The 16,953-nt window shown below is 41.6% G+C and carries 14 protein-coding genes and 1 riboswitch; of the genes, 4 read left to right on the forward strand and 10 right to left on the reverse strand.

Annotated elements, in window-relative coordinates; genetic code table 11:
* Positions 1 to 163: 163 nt before the first annotated feature.
* The 7 genes from R2R35_RS07260 to R2R35_RS24670 form a co-directional block, all read right to left on the reverse strand.
* The gene (locus R2R35_RS07260; protein WP_317733838.1) at positions 164 to 1,501 is read right to left on the reverse strand and encodes a non-reducing end alpha-L-arabinofuranosidase family hydrolase; all 1,338 of its coding nucleotides are present in this window, start codon (positions 1,499 to 1,501) and stop codon (positions 164 to 166) included.
* A 142-nt stretch (positions 1,502 to 1,643) separates the two neighbouring features.
* Positions 1,644 to 3,212: an endo-1,4-beta-xylanase gene (locus R2R35_RS07265; RefSeq protein WP_317733839.1), complete on the reverse strand. Its 1,569-nt coding sequence runs from the start codon at positions 3,210 to 3,212 to the stop codon at positions 1,644 to 1,646.
* 670 nt (positions 3,213 to 3,882) lie between these two features.
* Entirely contained in the window at positions 3,883 to 5,409 is a 1,527-nt protein-coding gene (locus R2R35_RS07270) for a DUF4340 domain-containing protein (protein WP_317733840.1), read from the reverse strand.
* A complete protein-coding gene (locus R2R35_RS07275) occupies positions 5,409 to 6,935 on the reverse strand; it encodes a GldG family protein (RefSeq protein ID WP_317733841.1) in 1,527 nt (508 codons plus the stop codon). Before R2R35_RS07275 ends, R2R35_RS07270 begins: the two co-directional genes overlap by 1 nt.
* A 17-nt stretch (positions 6,936 to 6,952) precedes the next feature.
* Positions 6,953 to 7,816: an ABC transporter permease gene (locus R2R35_RS07280; RefSeq protein WP_317733842.1), complete on the reverse strand. Its 864-nt coding sequence runs from the start codon at positions 7,814 to 7,816 to the stop codon at positions 6,953 to 6,955.
* 1 nt (position 7,817) lies between these two features.
* Entirely contained in the window at positions 7,818 to 8,939 is a 1,122-nt protein-coding gene (locus R2R35_RS07285; RefSeq protein WP_317733843.1) for an ABC transporter ATP-binding protein, read from the reverse strand.
* A gap of 328 nt (positions 8,940 to 9,267) precedes the next feature.
* The gene (locus tag R2R35_RS24670) at positions 9,268 to 9,465 is read right to left on the reverse strand and encodes a putative holin-like toxin (RefSeq protein ID WP_442872273.1); all 198 of its coding nucleotides are present in this window, start codon (positions 9,463 to 9,465) and stop codon (positions 9,268 to 9,270) included.
* A 356-nt stretch (positions 9,466 to 9,821) separates the two neighbouring features.
* On the opposite strand from R2R35_RS24670, the gene R2R35_RS07290 reads away from it, so the two are divergent.
* The 4 genes from R2R35_RS07290 (at position 9,822) to R2R35_RS07305 (ending at position 13,042) form a co-directional block, all read left to right on the forward strand.
* A complete protein-coding gene (locus tag R2R35_RS07290) occupies positions 9,822 to 10,532 on the forward strand; it encodes a Crp/Fnr family transcriptional regulator (RefSeq protein ID WP_317733844.1) in 711 nt (236 codons plus the stop codon).
* Between the two features lie 198 nt (positions 10,533 to 10,730).
* Positions 10,731 to 11,447, forward strand: coding sequence for an iron-sulfur cluster repair di-iron protein (gene ric / locus R2R35_RS07295; RefSeq protein ID WP_317733845.1), 717 nt, complete (start codon positions 10,731 to 10,733; stop codon positions 11,445 to 11,447).
* A gap of 107 nt (positions 11,448 to 11,554) precedes the next feature.
* Positions 11,555 to 11,821: a DUF1858 domain-containing protein gene (locus R2R35_RS07300; protein WP_331670258.1), complete on the forward strand. Its 267-nt coding sequence runs from the start codon at positions 11,555 to 11,557 to the stop codon at positions 11,819 to 11,821.
* Positions 11,822 to 11,845: 24 nt separating this feature from the next.
* Positions 11,846 to 13,042 carry a DUF438 domain-containing protein gene (locus R2R35_RS07305; protein ID WP_317733846.1) on the forward strand — a complete coding sequence of 399 codons (1,197 nt, stop codon included), beginning with the start codon at positions 11,846 to 11,848 and terminating at the stop codon, positions 13,040 to 13,042.
* Between the two features lie 87 nt (positions 13,043 to 13,129).
* Here the strand turns inward: R2R35_RS07305 and dapB are convergent, their stop codons facing one another.
* From dapB to R2R35_RS07320, 3 genes are all read right to left on the reverse strand, one after another.
* Entirely contained in the window at positions 13,130 to 13,885 is a 756-nt protein-coding gene (dapB, locus tag R2R35_RS07310; protein ID WP_317733847.1) for a 4-hydroxy-tetrahydrodipicolinate reductase, read from the reverse strand.
* A gap of 151 nt (positions 13,886 to 14,036) precedes the next feature.
* On the reverse strand, positions 14,037 to 14,927 hold the full coding sequence (gene dapA / locus R2R35_RS07315) for a 4-hydroxy-tetrahydrodipicolinate synthase (RefSeq protein WP_317733848.1): 891 nt from the start codon (positions 14,925 to 14,927) through the stop codon (positions 14,037 to 14,039).
* A 158-nt stretch (positions 14,928 to 15,085) separates the two neighbouring features.
* A riboswitch (Lysine riboswitch) is annotated at positions 15,086 to 15,262 on the reverse strand.
* 269 nt (positions 15,263 to 15,531) lie between these two features.
* Positions 15,532 to 16,863, reverse strand: coding sequence for a glycoside hydrolase family 43 protein (locus R2R35_RS07320; protein ID WP_317733849.1), 1,332 nt, complete (start codon positions 16,861 to 16,863; stop codon positions 15,532 to 15,534).
* Positions 16,864 to 16,953: the final 90 nt, after the last annotated feature.

The raw sequence follows: 16,953 nt of genomic DNA on the forward strand, positions 1-16,953 counted from the left end.
ATTTAATTTACATTACCTGATTATTATCGCTTAATCAACATTATCTGATTAACCTTACATCAATATTATCTGATTATCATTATCTAATCAGCATTACCTCATCAACATTATCTGATTATCATAATCTAATCAACATCACCTGATTTTCATAAACTCATAACCATTACCTGATTAATAAGTAATCTAAATAGGCATCCCATTGTCCTATATCCCCTGTCACTACCAGCTGAATCTCCTGGTTGCCAGTACCGTGGGTAATATTATTCAGAGTGTATATAGCAGGCGTACTTCCAGCGATATAGAAAGTTCCCACCGTCACACCGCCGATCTTTAAAGCCACCGTTGCGGTATTGGCATTATTGGAGCAGGCCCTTATAGAAAAACTATGGTTGTTGTTTGCAAAGTATTGTGTGTACTTGCAGAGATCATCATTGGCATACAGAGCAACTCCCTGAAAAGGAGAACTGATCTTGCCGGCATACTGGCCAGCCAGGGTCATATTTTCGCATTCCACCTGTGTTCCATCGGAATAATTTTTGATAAGCCCAAGATCCCAGTTAATCTGCTGATATGCTACTGATATATTGGTAGTCCCCTGAATCAGGAAGTCAACCCGGTTGATATCATTGATCTCCATTTTCTGATTGTAACCCGAGCGGATAATCTCACCATGGGATACATGGGTAGTCCATTTACTTCCCTTATAACTGAGGTTGCCTCTATAAGCCCATTTTTCAGCTACCTGGCTCCAGGGTCCGCCTGCACTGGTCGAGGTCCACAGCTCATAATACCTGCCATCTTTCATGTCCTCGATCACCATATAGTACTGGCCGTCTGCCAGTGACTTATACACATGAGCACCTTCAAAGGAATCTCTTATAGCGACACTTGGAGCTCCCCAACCTTTGGGGAAATTGGAGAGGGTAGTCCTGCGGACATAGAGATTACCGGAACCGTCACTTGGTGTATTATACATATAGGCATAGGTATTATCACAAACTATAAAATAATCCCACCCCATATTCCCGGAGATTCCAAAGGACTTTGGTCCTGACCAGGAGTAAGGATCCGCAATGTTGGAAGTGGTGGCATAAGCTGCTCCATAGGTTCCGTCCTGATAAACCAGATACCATAAACTGCTCGGTTCATAGTAGAACACCTGGGGGGCGCAAAAATAACTCTCACCGATTGAGCTCATATAGGTTCTGGGTGCATTCTTGAGGCCTGATATGGTAGTAGCAGAGGTATAGAGCATCTGCCAGCCTCCGCCTTGATTGGCTCCGGTATAAAACACATGATATTTTCCGCCGTAATAAACAATGGTCGGATCCTTTGCACCATAAAAATCATAGGGTTTAGCCTCTCCATGAAAAATCACCGGTTCCTCCACATACCAGGTCGGATTGGCAACCGCAGCAGCTTCCGCTGTAATATTAAAGGATGGCAGTAGCAATGTGCAAAACACAAAACAAGCGATAACTTTTTTTATATATCCCTTCATAATTATTCACCTCACATAATGAAAGATTAACAGTAAACAGGTTTTCTGCTGTCGCGGGCAGTCCAGGTTCAGACTCTTACAGCAGATGGATATTTATATTCTTAAAGCTGTTCCCCTTTCTTGCCGGGTTTCAGATACCGCCTTACTGAACCGTATAGCCGGCATCGAAATAGGCTTGCAGGGCACTGTTATAGGATGCTTTTGGTGTTGTCAATGCGCTGAACAGAAGCGGATTTGAAGATGACCGCCAGGATACACTGTCATACAATCCCCACCAGGTAATTCCGGTGATATTTCCTCCTGCTTTCTTTAATGACAATAAGGAGGCCATCATATTATAAACATAGGTTGCCTGCTCTGATGCTGAGGTATTTCCAACATCCAACTCTGTAATCTGTACTTCAAGGCCTGCATTGATGTATTTTTGTATATCTGCCTTGAAACTTGCAACAGACGGATAAGAAGTGCTTAAATGAGATTGGGCACCAACACCACTGCATATTTTCGAACCGGAATTGATATAACCAACCAGAGCAAGGATCTTATCGGTTACTTCGTAGGTGTTGTAGTCATTATAGAAAAGCTTAACAGACTGGGTCAGCCCAAAATAACTGAGGCAATCATAGGCATACTGGAAAGCTTTCTTTACATAAGGTGCACTTGTACCAAGATTAGACCCATATACTTTAGCCCAACCACCGGCTGTTCCCGCATGAAGATACTCATTCACCACATCCCATGCATACACTACACTGCCGTAGCTGCCTGCATAAATATGATTCATATAACTCTTAATAAAGAATTCCATTCTTGCATCCATTACGGACTGACTTACATAAGCACCGCTTGTACTGTAACCTGTCCGGAAAAACCAGTCCGGTGTCTGCCCGTGCCATACCAGGGTATGCCCCCTGAGCTTTAAGCCATTGTCATAGCAGATTTTCAGCACCGCATCCAGTGTGGAGAAATTTAAGGTAGGTACGGTGGTTTCTGTATAAGTGGAAGGGATATAATATCCGTTTGAATTCGCCTGGGCTACGGTAATAAGTCTGGGCGATGAGCCTAAAATTGCATCGGGCTTCATTTCATTTTCCATGGTAATACTGTTATACTGGGATTTTATCACGTTAAGGGTTGTGGCATCCCTAAGCTGTGAGGAATTTACTGCCGCACCGGAATAGGAGAGCACCTTTCCATAGGTGTTCTTTAAGTTGGCTCCTGCGGTACTGCCGGACATGGTAAAGGTCACACTGTTGACAACTGCAGAATAACTGCTTGTCCCCTGTGCCATAATACCGATACTGTTGACCTGGGCGGAAGTGTTTGGTGCAAAGGAAACATCCGAGGTAGAGGAATTGAAATTATACAGTACCGCTGCCTGGTTTCCTGCTGTGTCATAGAGCTTAAAAGCAATGGTACCGTTGGGGCTGGACGCATTAAAGGTCACATTGGTACACTGAGACATATCAAGGGTTTCCGGGAGCCGGAATTTGATTTCACGGTATTGGCCTTCAAAGTTAAAGGTTGCAGACCCTCCGTTTATTGTATAAGTTACACCCCAAGTTGACTGATAAGTCAGATTACTAAAATTATAAGACTTTGCAGTTGCCGCTTTGGCCGGCACTGCCTGGAATGCTGTCAAAAACAGCAAAAGAAACACAAAAGCCAGACTTAAGAGCTTTCTTAGTCTGCCATTCCACTTATGTAACATATTTACCCCTCCTAAATAATTTATTAAACAAAAGCAGCGCCCGCAAGTCTGCTATGTTTCGAATTAATAAATCAAAAACCGCTTATTGAAAGCTTTCACTTCTGCCCATTCAGGAAGTCATATATTATGCTGTTATTCAACCAAAATTAGGAATGCTGTCTTAAGAAATTAAGAGAAAAGAAGAATTTTCCGTCACCTTTAGTTTACTGCCAGATTGAAATTGAAGCAATGAAGAATACTTTGATAACACTTACCTATTATTGTAAATTATCCGCATAAGATTCTATCATTTTTTTCTATCTTTTTAATTGCCGTTCATATAAACATCATGTTTTAGGGTATGTCCATTAACCGGTTATTTTACATGTGCATAAAATACAACCTAATTGACTTTTTATATTATTTATTTGAATTTTAATAGCATCAGAACCACAAGCTCTTCCTAATAAAAGCTGCTTTAATGTCCAGTATTCTCCTTTCCATAAACATGTCAGACAGATAATAAACAACACAAAAAATACCGATTTCATGAGAAACCGTACCGTTTTGTACGACTACTACTCATGAAATCGGCAGAATTTGTTAAGACATTTTCGGGAAGTATCTAAAAGAGGCTTTTTCCTGCACTAAATATTATTTACAATGATCCTTACTGTATATTTACTCTTGTTTACTGTAATAATTCTTTCAGCCCGTCAGTGATGGAAGCAGCATTTCTTAAATCCATCAGGAAATACTCCGTTCCATTGGTGTTTATAATATAATAGCTTTCGTCATAAGGTTTGAATTCCACTACAAAAGGTGTGTTGGAAGTATTCAAGTGGTATGTTACGGTCATAACAGGTGCTTCCTCCTCACCTTTCTTTAAATCCGCTTCCGGTATTTCTCTTTCTGTCTTAGGTGCTATCAATACTTGATAGAATTTCTTAAAGACGTCTTCTTCCACGGTTTTCTTATCTACTGTATAAACAGCGGTGGTGGTATCCTTACCGTCTTCTGTGGTAGTCTCTCTTTCAATTGCTAAGGTATGAGAGACTCCTTCGGCCGTAATATCAATACGATCCACTGATTCAATGCTTATGAGATTTACATATTTATAAGTATTGCTGTAAGCATCAATAGCGGTCAACTTCTCTACGGTTGAACTATCCAATATATTAACCGCATTGGAATCTGATGTTTTCGCATAATAATTGCCGTCTTCATTGGTCGCCCCAATCAATAAGGTCAGGCTTTTGTTTACCTTAACGGTTTTCGCAGTATCGGTACTGTCTGTTGTGTCTGTTGCGTCTGAAGCCGTTCCGGTATCGGTACTGTCTGTACTGTCTGTTTCCGCGGCCTGTTCTTCATAATAATCAAGCGATACTGTATAGGCGGGTTCCTCCAGCCCGTATTTGCTCAGGTCCGTTGCATTATAATCTGCACATGAGGAGAAGGAAAGGGAAGCATAATTACCAAACAGTGTTGTCATACTGTCATTATCTGCTGCTACCGGAGTTGCATAAGGCTTATTCATGATATAGTTGCTAAAGCCGGAATAATCATAGGGGGAATCCTCATCATAAACCACCTCAAAGTCCTTGCCATCCTTTGCCGTTACCGAAAGCTTCGTTACATTCTCTGCAGTAACGGCGGGTATAGCTTCTACTGCTGTCAGGTCTGTCCTGGAGTAATGAAAATAACTGTAAAAGGAGGTCCCGATTACATAGACTTCTTTGCTTCCTGCCAATGCCGCATAATATTCACCGCCAAAAGGCGTCTCGTTTCCAATCATTACAGTGGTTTCCTTGCCATCACTGGTAGTCGCCGTTGCCGTTATTACCGGATTCTCCAGGCCAAAAGCAGACAGGTCCTCAATTCCTTCCGTGAGAGTGGAAGTAGGTTTAATCTCTGCAAAAGCATTCTGCATATTGGCAGCATAGGTCTGATTTACCGGAAAAGAGGAATCCTCCTTCTCTTCCCATACCCCTTTATCATTTAAGGATAACGTCATCTCCAGTGAAGGATTTTTAAAATAGATACTCTTTATGGTACCGGTATCCAGTGAAACGATTGCTTTGGTTTCGTCTGCTGCTGTGTCCTGTGCTTCTTTCTTGTCGTTGTATTTCACCAGCCAGAAATATACACCCAGTAAAACAATCATAGCAAGGAGCAGCAGCAATAATCCCAGATGCTTCTTACGCTTACTGCCAGCCATTATTTTTTCCTCCTTCTAAGAACAACAAAACCACCGGTTCCAAGAACAATTACAGGTAATACGATGACCATAAGAACGGACCAGAGATTAGCCTGTGCTGCTGTTACATTTAAGTACTGCTGCTCGGTGCTTACCGTTCTGACTGCAAGGGTATCCGCTTTATCGGTTACATAATTTACGGAATTTAAGAACAGATCAAGATTACCGAGGGAGGAGGAAGATACCATACTCTCGTCAATTAAAGCAGAAGAGCCGTATACCACCAGCTTTGTTTCCGCTTCATTATAGGTTTCTGTAACAGCGATACCAAGGTTAAAAGGACCGTCAATATCACCATCTTCTTTGGAACTATTGGTTGAATTAATATCAGTCTTTGAATATGCTTCGTCAGAGGTAACCAGTATGGGAGCTGTTGTTATGGTACTTCTTGCCGTATCCAGAGTCTGCAGACCGGAAGAGAGAGGCGCTACCACATAAGTGCCGTCGGACTTTAAGTCAGTGGTAATCTCATGGGTACTGTAATCCGGTACGAGATAAGTCATATACTGTCCCATATAATGATTTCTGCTGCCTTCTACTACCAGACCGGTAACCTGGCTTACACCATAATAGTCCAGTAATGACGCGAAATTTTCGAGACTGCTGGTATTATAATCCGTATAGATCAGTGCATCTCCGCCTTTGGACAGATATTCTTTAATCATGGTAACCTCATCGGGTGAATAATCCTTCTGGGGAGCATTGATCAGCAGTACGGAGCAATCCTCGGGAATGCTTTCGCTGGTAAGGGTATTAATGGATTGGGAGGTAACATTAATCTTTCCAAGGGAGGTCGTTATGGTCGTACCAAGCTCTGCCTCTCCATGGCCTGTAACGGTATACATAACCGGAAGATCTTCTGTTGTTACATACTGCAGGGCTGAGGTTACCTGACCCTCTACATCGATACCGGTCTGATAGCTCTGGTAAGTGTTATAATCCACCTCCGAAACAATCATATCACCGGCAGGTATATATTTGGCCCTGTCATTGCTGCTGTTTACAACCAGTACACTATTGTTGGTGATTGCATCGCTGTAATATTTCTGTGCAAAGCTGGGATAAAGCACGGGGTCCTTATATTCCACTTTTATATGTCCTGACAGCTGGGGATATTTTTGAATGATTTCCGTAGTGGTCTTATCCTCCTGACCGGTCTGTGCAAGATAATAGATGGTAATATCATCTTTAATGTTCTTAACATAATCCTTCGTAACATCCGTCAGGGTAAAAGTGCCTTCCTTGCTGATATCTACTTTTAAATCAAGCTCCGTAACAATGATGTTCAATACCAGAATAATGATAATGACAACAGCTGAGACTGCCGTTGCATAAGCGCCTCCCCTGAATTTTCTGGATTTAAAGGAAGCCTTGATCTTATCCGCAATACTTGCTTTTGTTCCTATTGCTTCCTTGTCATCAGCTACGTTTTCCGTTAAGTTATCTATCGTTTCATTGGTTTTGTTATCTGTAATCTGATCCTTCATCTGCTTTTGCTCCCTCCTTAGTTCCATCTATGTTTCTTGATTACCTGAACTGTTAAGAACAGGAATATGAATACAACGCTTAAATAATAGACCACCGAAGACAGGTCAAGGATTCCGGTAGTGAAATTATCAAATCTTGCCATTACGGAAAACCAGCCCAGTACCTTGGTCAGTAAACCGTCAAATAAAGCAGGTTTAACGAAATAGGTCACCGCAAGAGCCGCTTCTCCCATCACACCAATAGTAAGTGCGACCACGTAATTGTGCATCATACTGTACAAAAGCCAGCAGATCAGAAGAATTGCCACAAAAAATACAAGGTAGCAGGTACGATTATCTGTCGGCAAGAAGGATACAAGGCTATCCATCAGTACCGTTACCAGAATAACTACAAAGGAAACTACCGCTGCCACCAACTGACTCTCTGTTAAAGATGAGACAAATAAACCGATGGAGATATAAGCCGCTCCTAAAAGAGTAAAGCCCAGGATGGAACCATAGGCAACCTTAAGGGACAAGCTCCCGAACTGCAGCAGTATCAGAGGATACAGGCAGACAATTACCATTGCAATTAAAAATACGGACAATACGGCAAAATATTTGCCTGATATGATTTTACTGATGGATAAGGGGGAAGTGAATAATAACTGGTCCGTTTTCTGCTTCTTGTCTTCTGCCATCAGCCTCATAGTTAAGATCGGTACTAACAATACGAAGATAAAAGAAATGCCGGACAGCACATATTCAAAGTTAGCCACCATATTCATTAAATTATAAACCGCATAATATATTCCCACAATTACCAGAAAAAAAGCGACAAACACATATCCTGTCATTGAGGTAAAATAGGATTTCAGTTCTTTCTTAAATATTGCCAGCATCTTAATTCTCCTCCTTCTGTTCAGAGTCTGAAACCATTTCCTCTTTTACCGGATGAACGTTCTCAGCAATCTTAACAGTATCCAAAGCTTTCTCGGTTTCAGGTTCCTTCATATTCTCCTGTGCTGCCGCAGCTTTCTTATTCTTGCGGAACAATCTGTTAGAGTTCTGCCCTCCATTTGAGGCAGTTTTGCCTTCCTGGGTAAGCTCAAGGAAGATATCCTCCAGGGACATATTAGAGGTATGCATCTCATAGATAGGGCATCTGGCGTCACTTAAAGCATAGAATACAGCTTCCCTGATATCACTTTCTTCACTGCTGAAGGCAGATAATTTAACCATACCCTCTTTTGAGTTCTTATCAAATTCCACTTTGGTAATTTCAGTGATATTTTCCAGAGCCTTTTTCACTGTGTCTTTCTCACCTTTGACTTCCAGGTGCAAACCGGTAGAACCACCGATATGCCTGGACAGATTTTCAGGGGTATCCGATACGATAAGCCTTCCTTTGTTTATGATCATTACCTGGTCACAGATAGCACTTATTTCAGAAAGGATATGGGAGCTTAAAATAATGGTATGTTTTTTGCTTAATTCTTTAATCAAATCTCTGATCTCAATAATCTGCATGGGATCTAACCCTACCGTGGGCTCATCCAGAATAATCACCTCAGGAAATCCAACGATTGCCTGGGCAAGACCAACTCTTTGCTTGTAGCCTTTCGACAACTGCTTGATTAAACGTTCAGAGACCTCAGTTATCTTGGTCATCCTCATGATTCTGTCAATCATCTGCCGTTTTTCGCTCTTTTTTACGGACTTAATATCCGCAACAAAATTCAAATATTCTCTTACTGTCATATCCTGATAAAGAGGCGGAAGCTCCGGCAGATAACCAATACATTTCTTTGCTTCCTCGGGTTCGTCAAATATGTCATGACCGTTGATTACAACGGTTCCTTCCGTCGCTGATATGTAACCTGTGAGAATATTCATTGTTGTTGATTTACCGGCTCCATTGGGGCCAAGAAATCCGAGAATCTGTCCCTTTTCCAGGGTAAAGCTCAGGTCATCTACTGCCAGATGCTCCCCATACTTTTTTACAAGATTTTTTACTTCAATCAACCTTTTCTCCTCCTTAAATAAAAACATATTTGCTGACTATATAAGCTGCACCTGCAACTCATAACATTCCTGTCAGGCAAACTAACAAGTCTATGTTACTACCTGTTTGCGAAAAATTTGTGAACATTTCCATATTTTTTGGGAAAATTTTTAGGATATTTATATGGGCTGCTTATGGCTCTAAACTACTGGCCTTACTTTAGCCACTTGTACCTTCCAATAATTTATGGCAATTAAAAAGAGAGCATCCCATTTCGATTAAGGGTGCTCCCTAAAGATAGTGCGTCAGATTAGTCTGCTCCATAGGCCTCCTGCTTTCATATGCAAATTATTTTCTGGTGTTTTTTCCATTACTTTTCTCGATTAGATTAAACATTGCAATTAGTAACATGCCGAATTGAAGCATTAGAAACAGGGAATCATAGGTGATCATACTCTCACCACCTTTCCTTTTCGTCTGCCCTTTCCCGTCAATAGTTCTTTGTGACCTGTTTCCTGCATCATCTTTCCCTAGTCCCCCTCTCATAAGGTGAAAAAACGGTTACCAAGATGTTACATTTACATTATATCACCTTGGATATTTTTTACAATACTTCTTGTCTATTCTATCTGTTTTTTGTCTATTCTATCTTATCAAATCAAAAAATCTAACAATTAATATCTCGTCCTATTTATTGCCTGTGTTTTAATAGGATAATAAAAGTTCCCCAGCTTTTAAAACTTGGCAGTTGTTACCGGCCAGGTAATGTGATAGGATTTAATCTGATGAACACTTTTAACCAGCATACCAAACCTGGAACAGTCAGAACGGCTTAATGCTTTATACCTGCTCCAAAACTGGTTCGCACTTGGCAATAAAGTTTGTTGTGGAAGGAGGTTTCTATGGCAGAAGAACATAATTGCAGTTACTGCAATAACCATTTATGCGTACACAAGGTTCCTATTTTTTCTTCCTTGAATCATGAGGATCTGATAAAGATATCCCAGTGGATCGAGCACAGAGAATATAAAAAGGGGGAAATCCTCTTTCATAACGGGGATTCGGTGGACTTTCTCATTATCATGGATGTAGGCAGTGTCAAAGCCTATAAATATACCCAGGATGGACGGGAACAAATATTATACATCTTTTCAGAAGGTGATTTCTTTGGAGAGCAGTATCTTTTAAATAATATAAGTGCCAGCTATACCGTCGAAGCTCTGGAAAATGCGAAGGTATGTATGCTGACAAAAACCCAATTCCGTCATTTATTAGCTGCCTATCCTGATATCGCCGTTAAAGTAATAGAAGAGCTTGGCGGACGTATGGCAACCCTTGAGAACACAATGCAGAGTTTGGGAATACGTAGTATTGATTCCCGTATCAGTTCTCTGTTAATGGACTTTTCCGAGAAATATGGAAGAGCTGTTCCCGAAGGCATTCTCATACGCCTGCCACTAAGCCGGGAAGGAATAGCCAATTATCTTGGCATTGCCAGAGAAACAGTAAGCCGAAAGCTGATGCAGCTTGAAAGTGATGGTATTATACGTTCGGTCAGCAATAAATCTCTTTTGTTGTTAGATATTGAGGTCTTAAAAGAAGCTGCTACTTAAGATTGCATAATCAGCGAATTAATATTGGGAAAAGAACCTTCTTCCGGTACGTCCAGTTTTCTGACACACCCTCGTTTAAAATAACACAGCTGGTTTTTGAAAATTTGACTTAAATCACAGAATTCCTCCTAAGAGTCCGTTATACTTGCAGTATCAGATAAATGCAAACCAACAGGACATCATAAGGAGGAATTTTTTATGAATTATCGTGATATAAACAGAAGCATCGGAGACATAGCAGCAGCCCTTCCAAAAGCACCCCGCATCTTTAAAGAATATGGCATTGATTTCTGCTGCGGCGGGCACAGACCTCTTGCTGCCGTTATAAAAGAACAGGGCCTTTCCCTGGAGGAAATATATGCAAGGCTGGATCAGGCAGTAAGTGAACCTGAAAATAATACAGAAGCTACAGACCTTCCCTTCGACCAGATGAGCTCACCCGTTCTATCCGCCTATATCGAGGATACCCATCACAGCTATTTGAGAAAAGCATTGCCGGAAGCTTCAGAATTGTTAAATACCGTTCTCCGGGTGCACGGCAGCAAACACAGGGAATTATTTGAGATGTATCAGCTTTTTGGCAGACTTAAGACAGATCTGGAACAGCATCTTTTAAAAGAAGAAAATCTTCTTTTTCCTTTGTTGGGGAACTCCTCTGAGGTCTGCAGCTGCAGCAGGGATACGGATTCCAGCTCTGAGACCAAAAGCCTTACAGATGAAATTATCTGCGAGCATGAAGCTGCCGGTGAGATTCTTCGGAAATTACGCAGTATTTCTAATAACTATACCCTGCCTGACGGAGCCTGCGCTACCTATCAGAAGACCTACTCCCTCTTAGAAGCACTGGAACAGGATCTTCATCAGCACATTCATTTAGAAAATAATATTCTGCTGAAAGATTACGCCACCCATTAATATCTGACCTGTAGGTTGCTCCTTTTAAAAACTGGTCAGATTTCAGACACACCCTGGTTTAAAATATCTGTGGCAGGTTATGCTTCTATAGGTAAGCGGAAGGAACTGTGGCAGGTATTCATGAATTGGGAAAGGATAAAGCTATGAGTGATAAAATTCTTGATTTAAGCAAATCAGTGTACGAATTGTGCAGCACAGCACCGGAAACTGCAGAAATTCTTGCAAGCCTTGGTTTTACAGACATCACAAAACCTGGAATGCTACAGACTGCCGGAAGATTTATGACAATACCAAAAGGTGCGGCTATGAAAAAGATCAATCTGGAATCAATTAAAAAAGCATTCGAAGAAAAGGGATTTATAATAAAAGAGTAAAGTCAGCTAAGGAGGTAACAAATAATGAGTGAAAGCATTAATAACAGAGAGTTCCGTCAAAAAGTACTGAAAGATGTAATCAACAGCCTTCATGCCGGTAAATCCGTAGAAGATGTGAAACAACAGTTTGAAGAAGCCTTTCATGGTGTATCCGCCACTGAAATATCAGAAGCAGAGGCTGCATTAATCGCAGAAGGCCTCCCCGTAACAGAAATACAGCGTCTATGCGATGTTCATGCTGCAGTATTTAAGGGCTCCATCGAAGAAATCCACAAAACAGATGACCAGACAAAAATACCGGGACACCCGGCGAATACTCTTATCAGAGAAAACAGAGTTATAGAAAAGATTATGGAGAAGGAGATCAAACCCTGGTTATCAGACCCCGAATCTGTAGAAACCGCGGCTTTAAAGGTTAGCCTGGAGAAACTAAACGGTCTGGATATCCATTATCAGAAAAAGGAGAATCTGTTTTTTCCTTATATGGAGCAATACGGTATTACAGCGCCGCCAAAGGTTATGTGGGGTGTAGACGATGAAATTAGGGCTCTGTTAAAGGAAGCAAAGTCAATCCTTCACCAGAACAATCCAGAACTAAGAACGAAAATTGAAACCCTGATAGATAAAACAACAGAAATGATATTTAAAGAAGAGAACATCCTGCTTCCCATGCTGCTTGAAACCCTTACACAGGATGAATGGAAGAAAATCGCTGATGAGAGCACAGAATTCGGTTATCTGGTAGAGAAGGTTCCGGAGTGGAAACCTTCTCTTGCATATCAGCCAGCTATCAAGGAAGAGAAGAAAGAAACAGGTGTTATTGTTCTTCCTACCGGAGTACTTAGAACAGAAGAATTGATCTGTATGCTAAATACCCTGCCCTTTGATATTACCTTCGTAGACAAAGATGATGTAGTAAAATACTTCTCAGAAGCAGCTGACAGAGTCTTTCCCCGCACCAGGTCAGTAATCGGACGGAATGTATCAAACTGCCATCCACCGGCAAGTGTCCATATTGTGGAACAGCTGGTAGCAGACTTTAAGAGCGGAAAGAAAGACCAGGAGGATTTCTGGATAAAAATGATGGGAAAATATATTCTGATACGTTATTATGCCGTTAGAAATGATATGGGAGTATTTCTGGGAGTTCTTGAGGTTACACAGGATATTAAACCCATTCAGGAAATCACCGGTGAAAAACGTCTGGTTTCACTGGAGTAGCTGCTTCGAGTTGTCAAGTGCATAATCCATTTGTATAATTTTTGAGCAGAGTCATACTCTGCTCAAATTGTTTTGTATATTACTGCCTTAAGCTACTACATCCTGCATGCCATAAAGCCCCGGTTGTTTACCAACTATAAATTTTGCCCCGGCAATAGCACCTTTTGCAAATATTGCTCTGGAATAGGCGGTGTGCTTAATCTCAATTACTTCATCAAGGCCTGCAAAAATTACTTCGTGATCCCCTACGATGCTGCCTCCTCGTACTGCTGAGATACCGATTTCCTTCTCTCCCCGCTTCTCACGAACAGTAGAGCGGTCATATACATAGTTGTACTCACCATTTAACACTTCATTTATGGAATCAGCCAACAGCAAGGCTGTACCGGAAGGTGCATCCACCTTCTGATTGTGATGCTTTTCAACGATTTCTATATCAAAGCCGCCTGCACTCAAAAGGGCTGTTGCCTCTTTCAAAAGCTTTATTACCGTATTGATTCCCAAGGACATATTGGCAGAACGAAGAATGGCAATTTTTGAAGATGTCTCTTTTACCAGCTCTAAATCTTCTTCTGACAGACCCGTGGAACACAGTATAATAGGAGTATTTGTACGGATGCCATACTCAAACATTTCTATAATATTCCTGGGAGATGAAAAGTCAATTATTACATCTGCCTTTTCTGTATATTTTGTAAAGCTATCAAATACAGGGTAGGAATTTTCAAAACGGTTGTTAACGTCGATTCCTGCAACAATCCTTACGGCATCATCTCCGCTGCAGATTCTTGTTAACTCCTGACCCATTCGTCCGTTGCACCCACGCAAAATTATATTAATCATTTCAACCTCGTTTCTGAATACCAACTTCATTGATATCCGTATCCTTTCAGTGCTTTAACATCATGGCTCTTTCACCTGCCGGATACTTAAGAACCATATTCTTTCCTAATTATATTACAAGCAGGAAGCTTTGCCAATTATATCTTCAAAGTTATACCAGTTTCATTCCGCAATCCTTCATTGCTTTGATCAGCTTCTGCGCATTCCCTTCTTCCATTTCTGTCAGAGGGCTTCTTAAGGCCCCTACTTCAAAGCCCATAAGATTTAGGGCCTTCTTAACTGGAATCGGATTAACTTCACAGAATAAGGCTTCTATTAAGGGTATAAGACGTAACTGCTCCTGCAAGCTGGCGTTCGTATCTCCTTTTAAGTAATCAGCAACAATGTTATGGGTTTCCTTTGGCAGTACATTGGATAATACAGATATTACACCAATACCTCCAAGTGATAGCAAGGGTACTATCTGATCATCATTTCCGGAATACAGATCTATATCACCTTGTGTTCTATGCATCAACTCAACTACCTGAGAGATATTTCCACTGGCTTCCTTTATTGCCACAATGTTATCCACGTCTTTAAAAAGTTGTGCTGTAGAGGCAGGCAACAGGTTACAGCCTGTTCTGCCGGGTACATTGTATAATACGACAGGCAGATCTACTGCTTTGGCAATCAGGGTAAAGTGCTGAATCAAACCCTTCTGCGTTGCTTTATTATAATATGGTGTAACAAGAAGCAGACCGTCAGCTCCCGCTCTCTTGGCATCCTCTGAAAGTTCTATAGCAGTCTGGGTGCAATTTGAGCCGGTTCCTGCTATTACAGGGACTCTGCCTGCAACTTTCTGAGCTGTATAACGGATACATTCCATATGTTCTCTCTCTGTAAGAGTGGAGGATTCCCCCGTCGTTCCACAGATTATGATACTGTCCGTTCCGTTTTCAATCTGATAATCAATCAGTTCTCCAAGCTTATCATAGTTTACATTGAGATTCTCATCAAAGGGTGTTACGATTGCAACCCCAGCTCCTTTAAATATTGCCATACGGCACCTCCTGTTATTCGGCCAAGCGGCCATTCTGGTCTAACGTTTCTCGGCTTTTGGCAAAGAAATAGAAGTGAAATAAAAAAAGCCGGCCTATGGGCCGACACCAAAGAATTCCGTTAAAAATTCCTCCCATACATGGAGAAACAAATGTTTATTCTTTAGGCAGCACTCCATCAATTTCTTGATGACAGTCACACAGCTCTTAACTGTATGCCCAACAAAGAAAAAGCAAAATTCTTCTTCATTTCGGCATCTTTTCCTTTCCACAGCGTTCTTCTATGTTCTGCCATATCCTGCTATGTACTATTAAAAAATGCGCCTCTACCAAATCACGTTATTTAATTGATTAAGAAATCAAATATCCTGTCTATCTTATCATTGTGCAGAAAGGTTGTCAACCATATATTTTATGAAACCACGGCAGACGCAGGCGGGTTACTTATACAAAAAGAGATTAACTTACATTTATAGTGCATACATGGAAGATTTCATGCTGACACTTAAATGTAGATGTAAGTCAATCTCCTCCTGGATATCCAAAGTGATCCTTTCTGCGCTTACCGGCTCAGAAGCAGCATTAAAAACAGCTCCTGAATCACTTTTATTCTTCTATTTTAGCTTCAAATCTCCAATAGTCCAATTTAAACAGATTACCGGAGGGAGCACCATGAAAAGTAAAGTAAATTTCATGAATTCCCTGAATATTTTCAACTCTTTCGCTTACCAAACGCCAATTATCCCAGGCACCGGTAGCCGGTATCTCAACTCTTCCAATCAGCGGACCTTCCAAAGTATCCACATGTATTTCTATTGTTCCGCCACCGGAGGCACTGGCTGCACATACATGAAAGGTATCCGGACCAGTTTCTCCAAAATCCACACTGCTTACCCTGATATAATCTCCATCATCAATATGGCATACATTTATGCCGCCCTGGCTGCAGCTTTCCGTCTTGATTCCCTGTGCCCAGGCAATGGTCTCTGCCTCAATTCTGCTGTAAGGATTAAGACATCCAACGGGTGACACACCCTCTTCCGTCATATGGAGCACCGGAAAGGCACCATCTGCTTCATATTGAAACTGCTCTACGCACACCGAACGGGTAAAACCGCTGCCTCCCGGCAATGCTCCGTTATGGTAAAAGAAATAAGAGTTTCCCTTATAATCTATGATACCCGGATGATTCGTAAAGCTCCCCCCTTCTGTGGGCATGATGACTCCTCTGTAGGTCCAGGGGCCAGTAGGATTGGGACTGGTGGAATATGCAATGTTCTCCGGAATTCCACTGGCAGCGTAGATCATATAGTACAACCCGTTCCGTTTATAAAACCAGGGGCCTTCTTCATAGAGGGTTGCCCGTTCCGGATTCCCCGTCCGTTTACCAAAACTCTCCTCCGTTAATGGTACCTGAACAATACCTGTGTTCTCGTCGTAGGATATCATGTCTTCTTTCAGTTTCACATACCAAAGATGAGGATTTCCCCAGTAAAGATAGGCCTGGCCGTCATCGTCTACAAAAACCGTAGGATCGATGTCTCCTGTTCCGGTCTCCACCAGCGGATGACCCAGGGGGTCTGTAAAGGGACCTGTGGGGCTGTCAGAGACAGCGACCCCTACAGCCATTTGTCCTCCTTTTTTATTCATTGGGACATAAAAGTAGAATTTATCGTTTCTTTCAATACACTGACCTGCCCAGGCATCTCCTCTGGCCCAGGTAAAATCCGTAAAAGCCAGTGGTGAACCATGATCCGTCCAGTTAACCATATCTTTTGAGGAAAAGCATCTCCAGTCATTCATCGTAAACCAGGTAGAACCATCTTCATCGTGTCCGGTGTATAAATAAATTGTATCCCCAGAAACCATAGGAGCAGGATCGGAGGTGTACATCGTCTGTATTACCGGATTTCTTTTGACTGCTGTTTCTTTTTCCATATTTCATACCTTCCGTATTCCGGCAAATCCGCAAATACGGTGCCATATATATCAGGCGGCAGCACACCTTGCTGCCTTTCATAAATACTC

Source organism: Anaerocolumna sp. AGMB13020 (assembly GCF_033100115.1).
GTDB lineage: Bacteria > Bacillota > Clostridia > Lachnospirales > Lachnospiraceae > Anaerocolumna.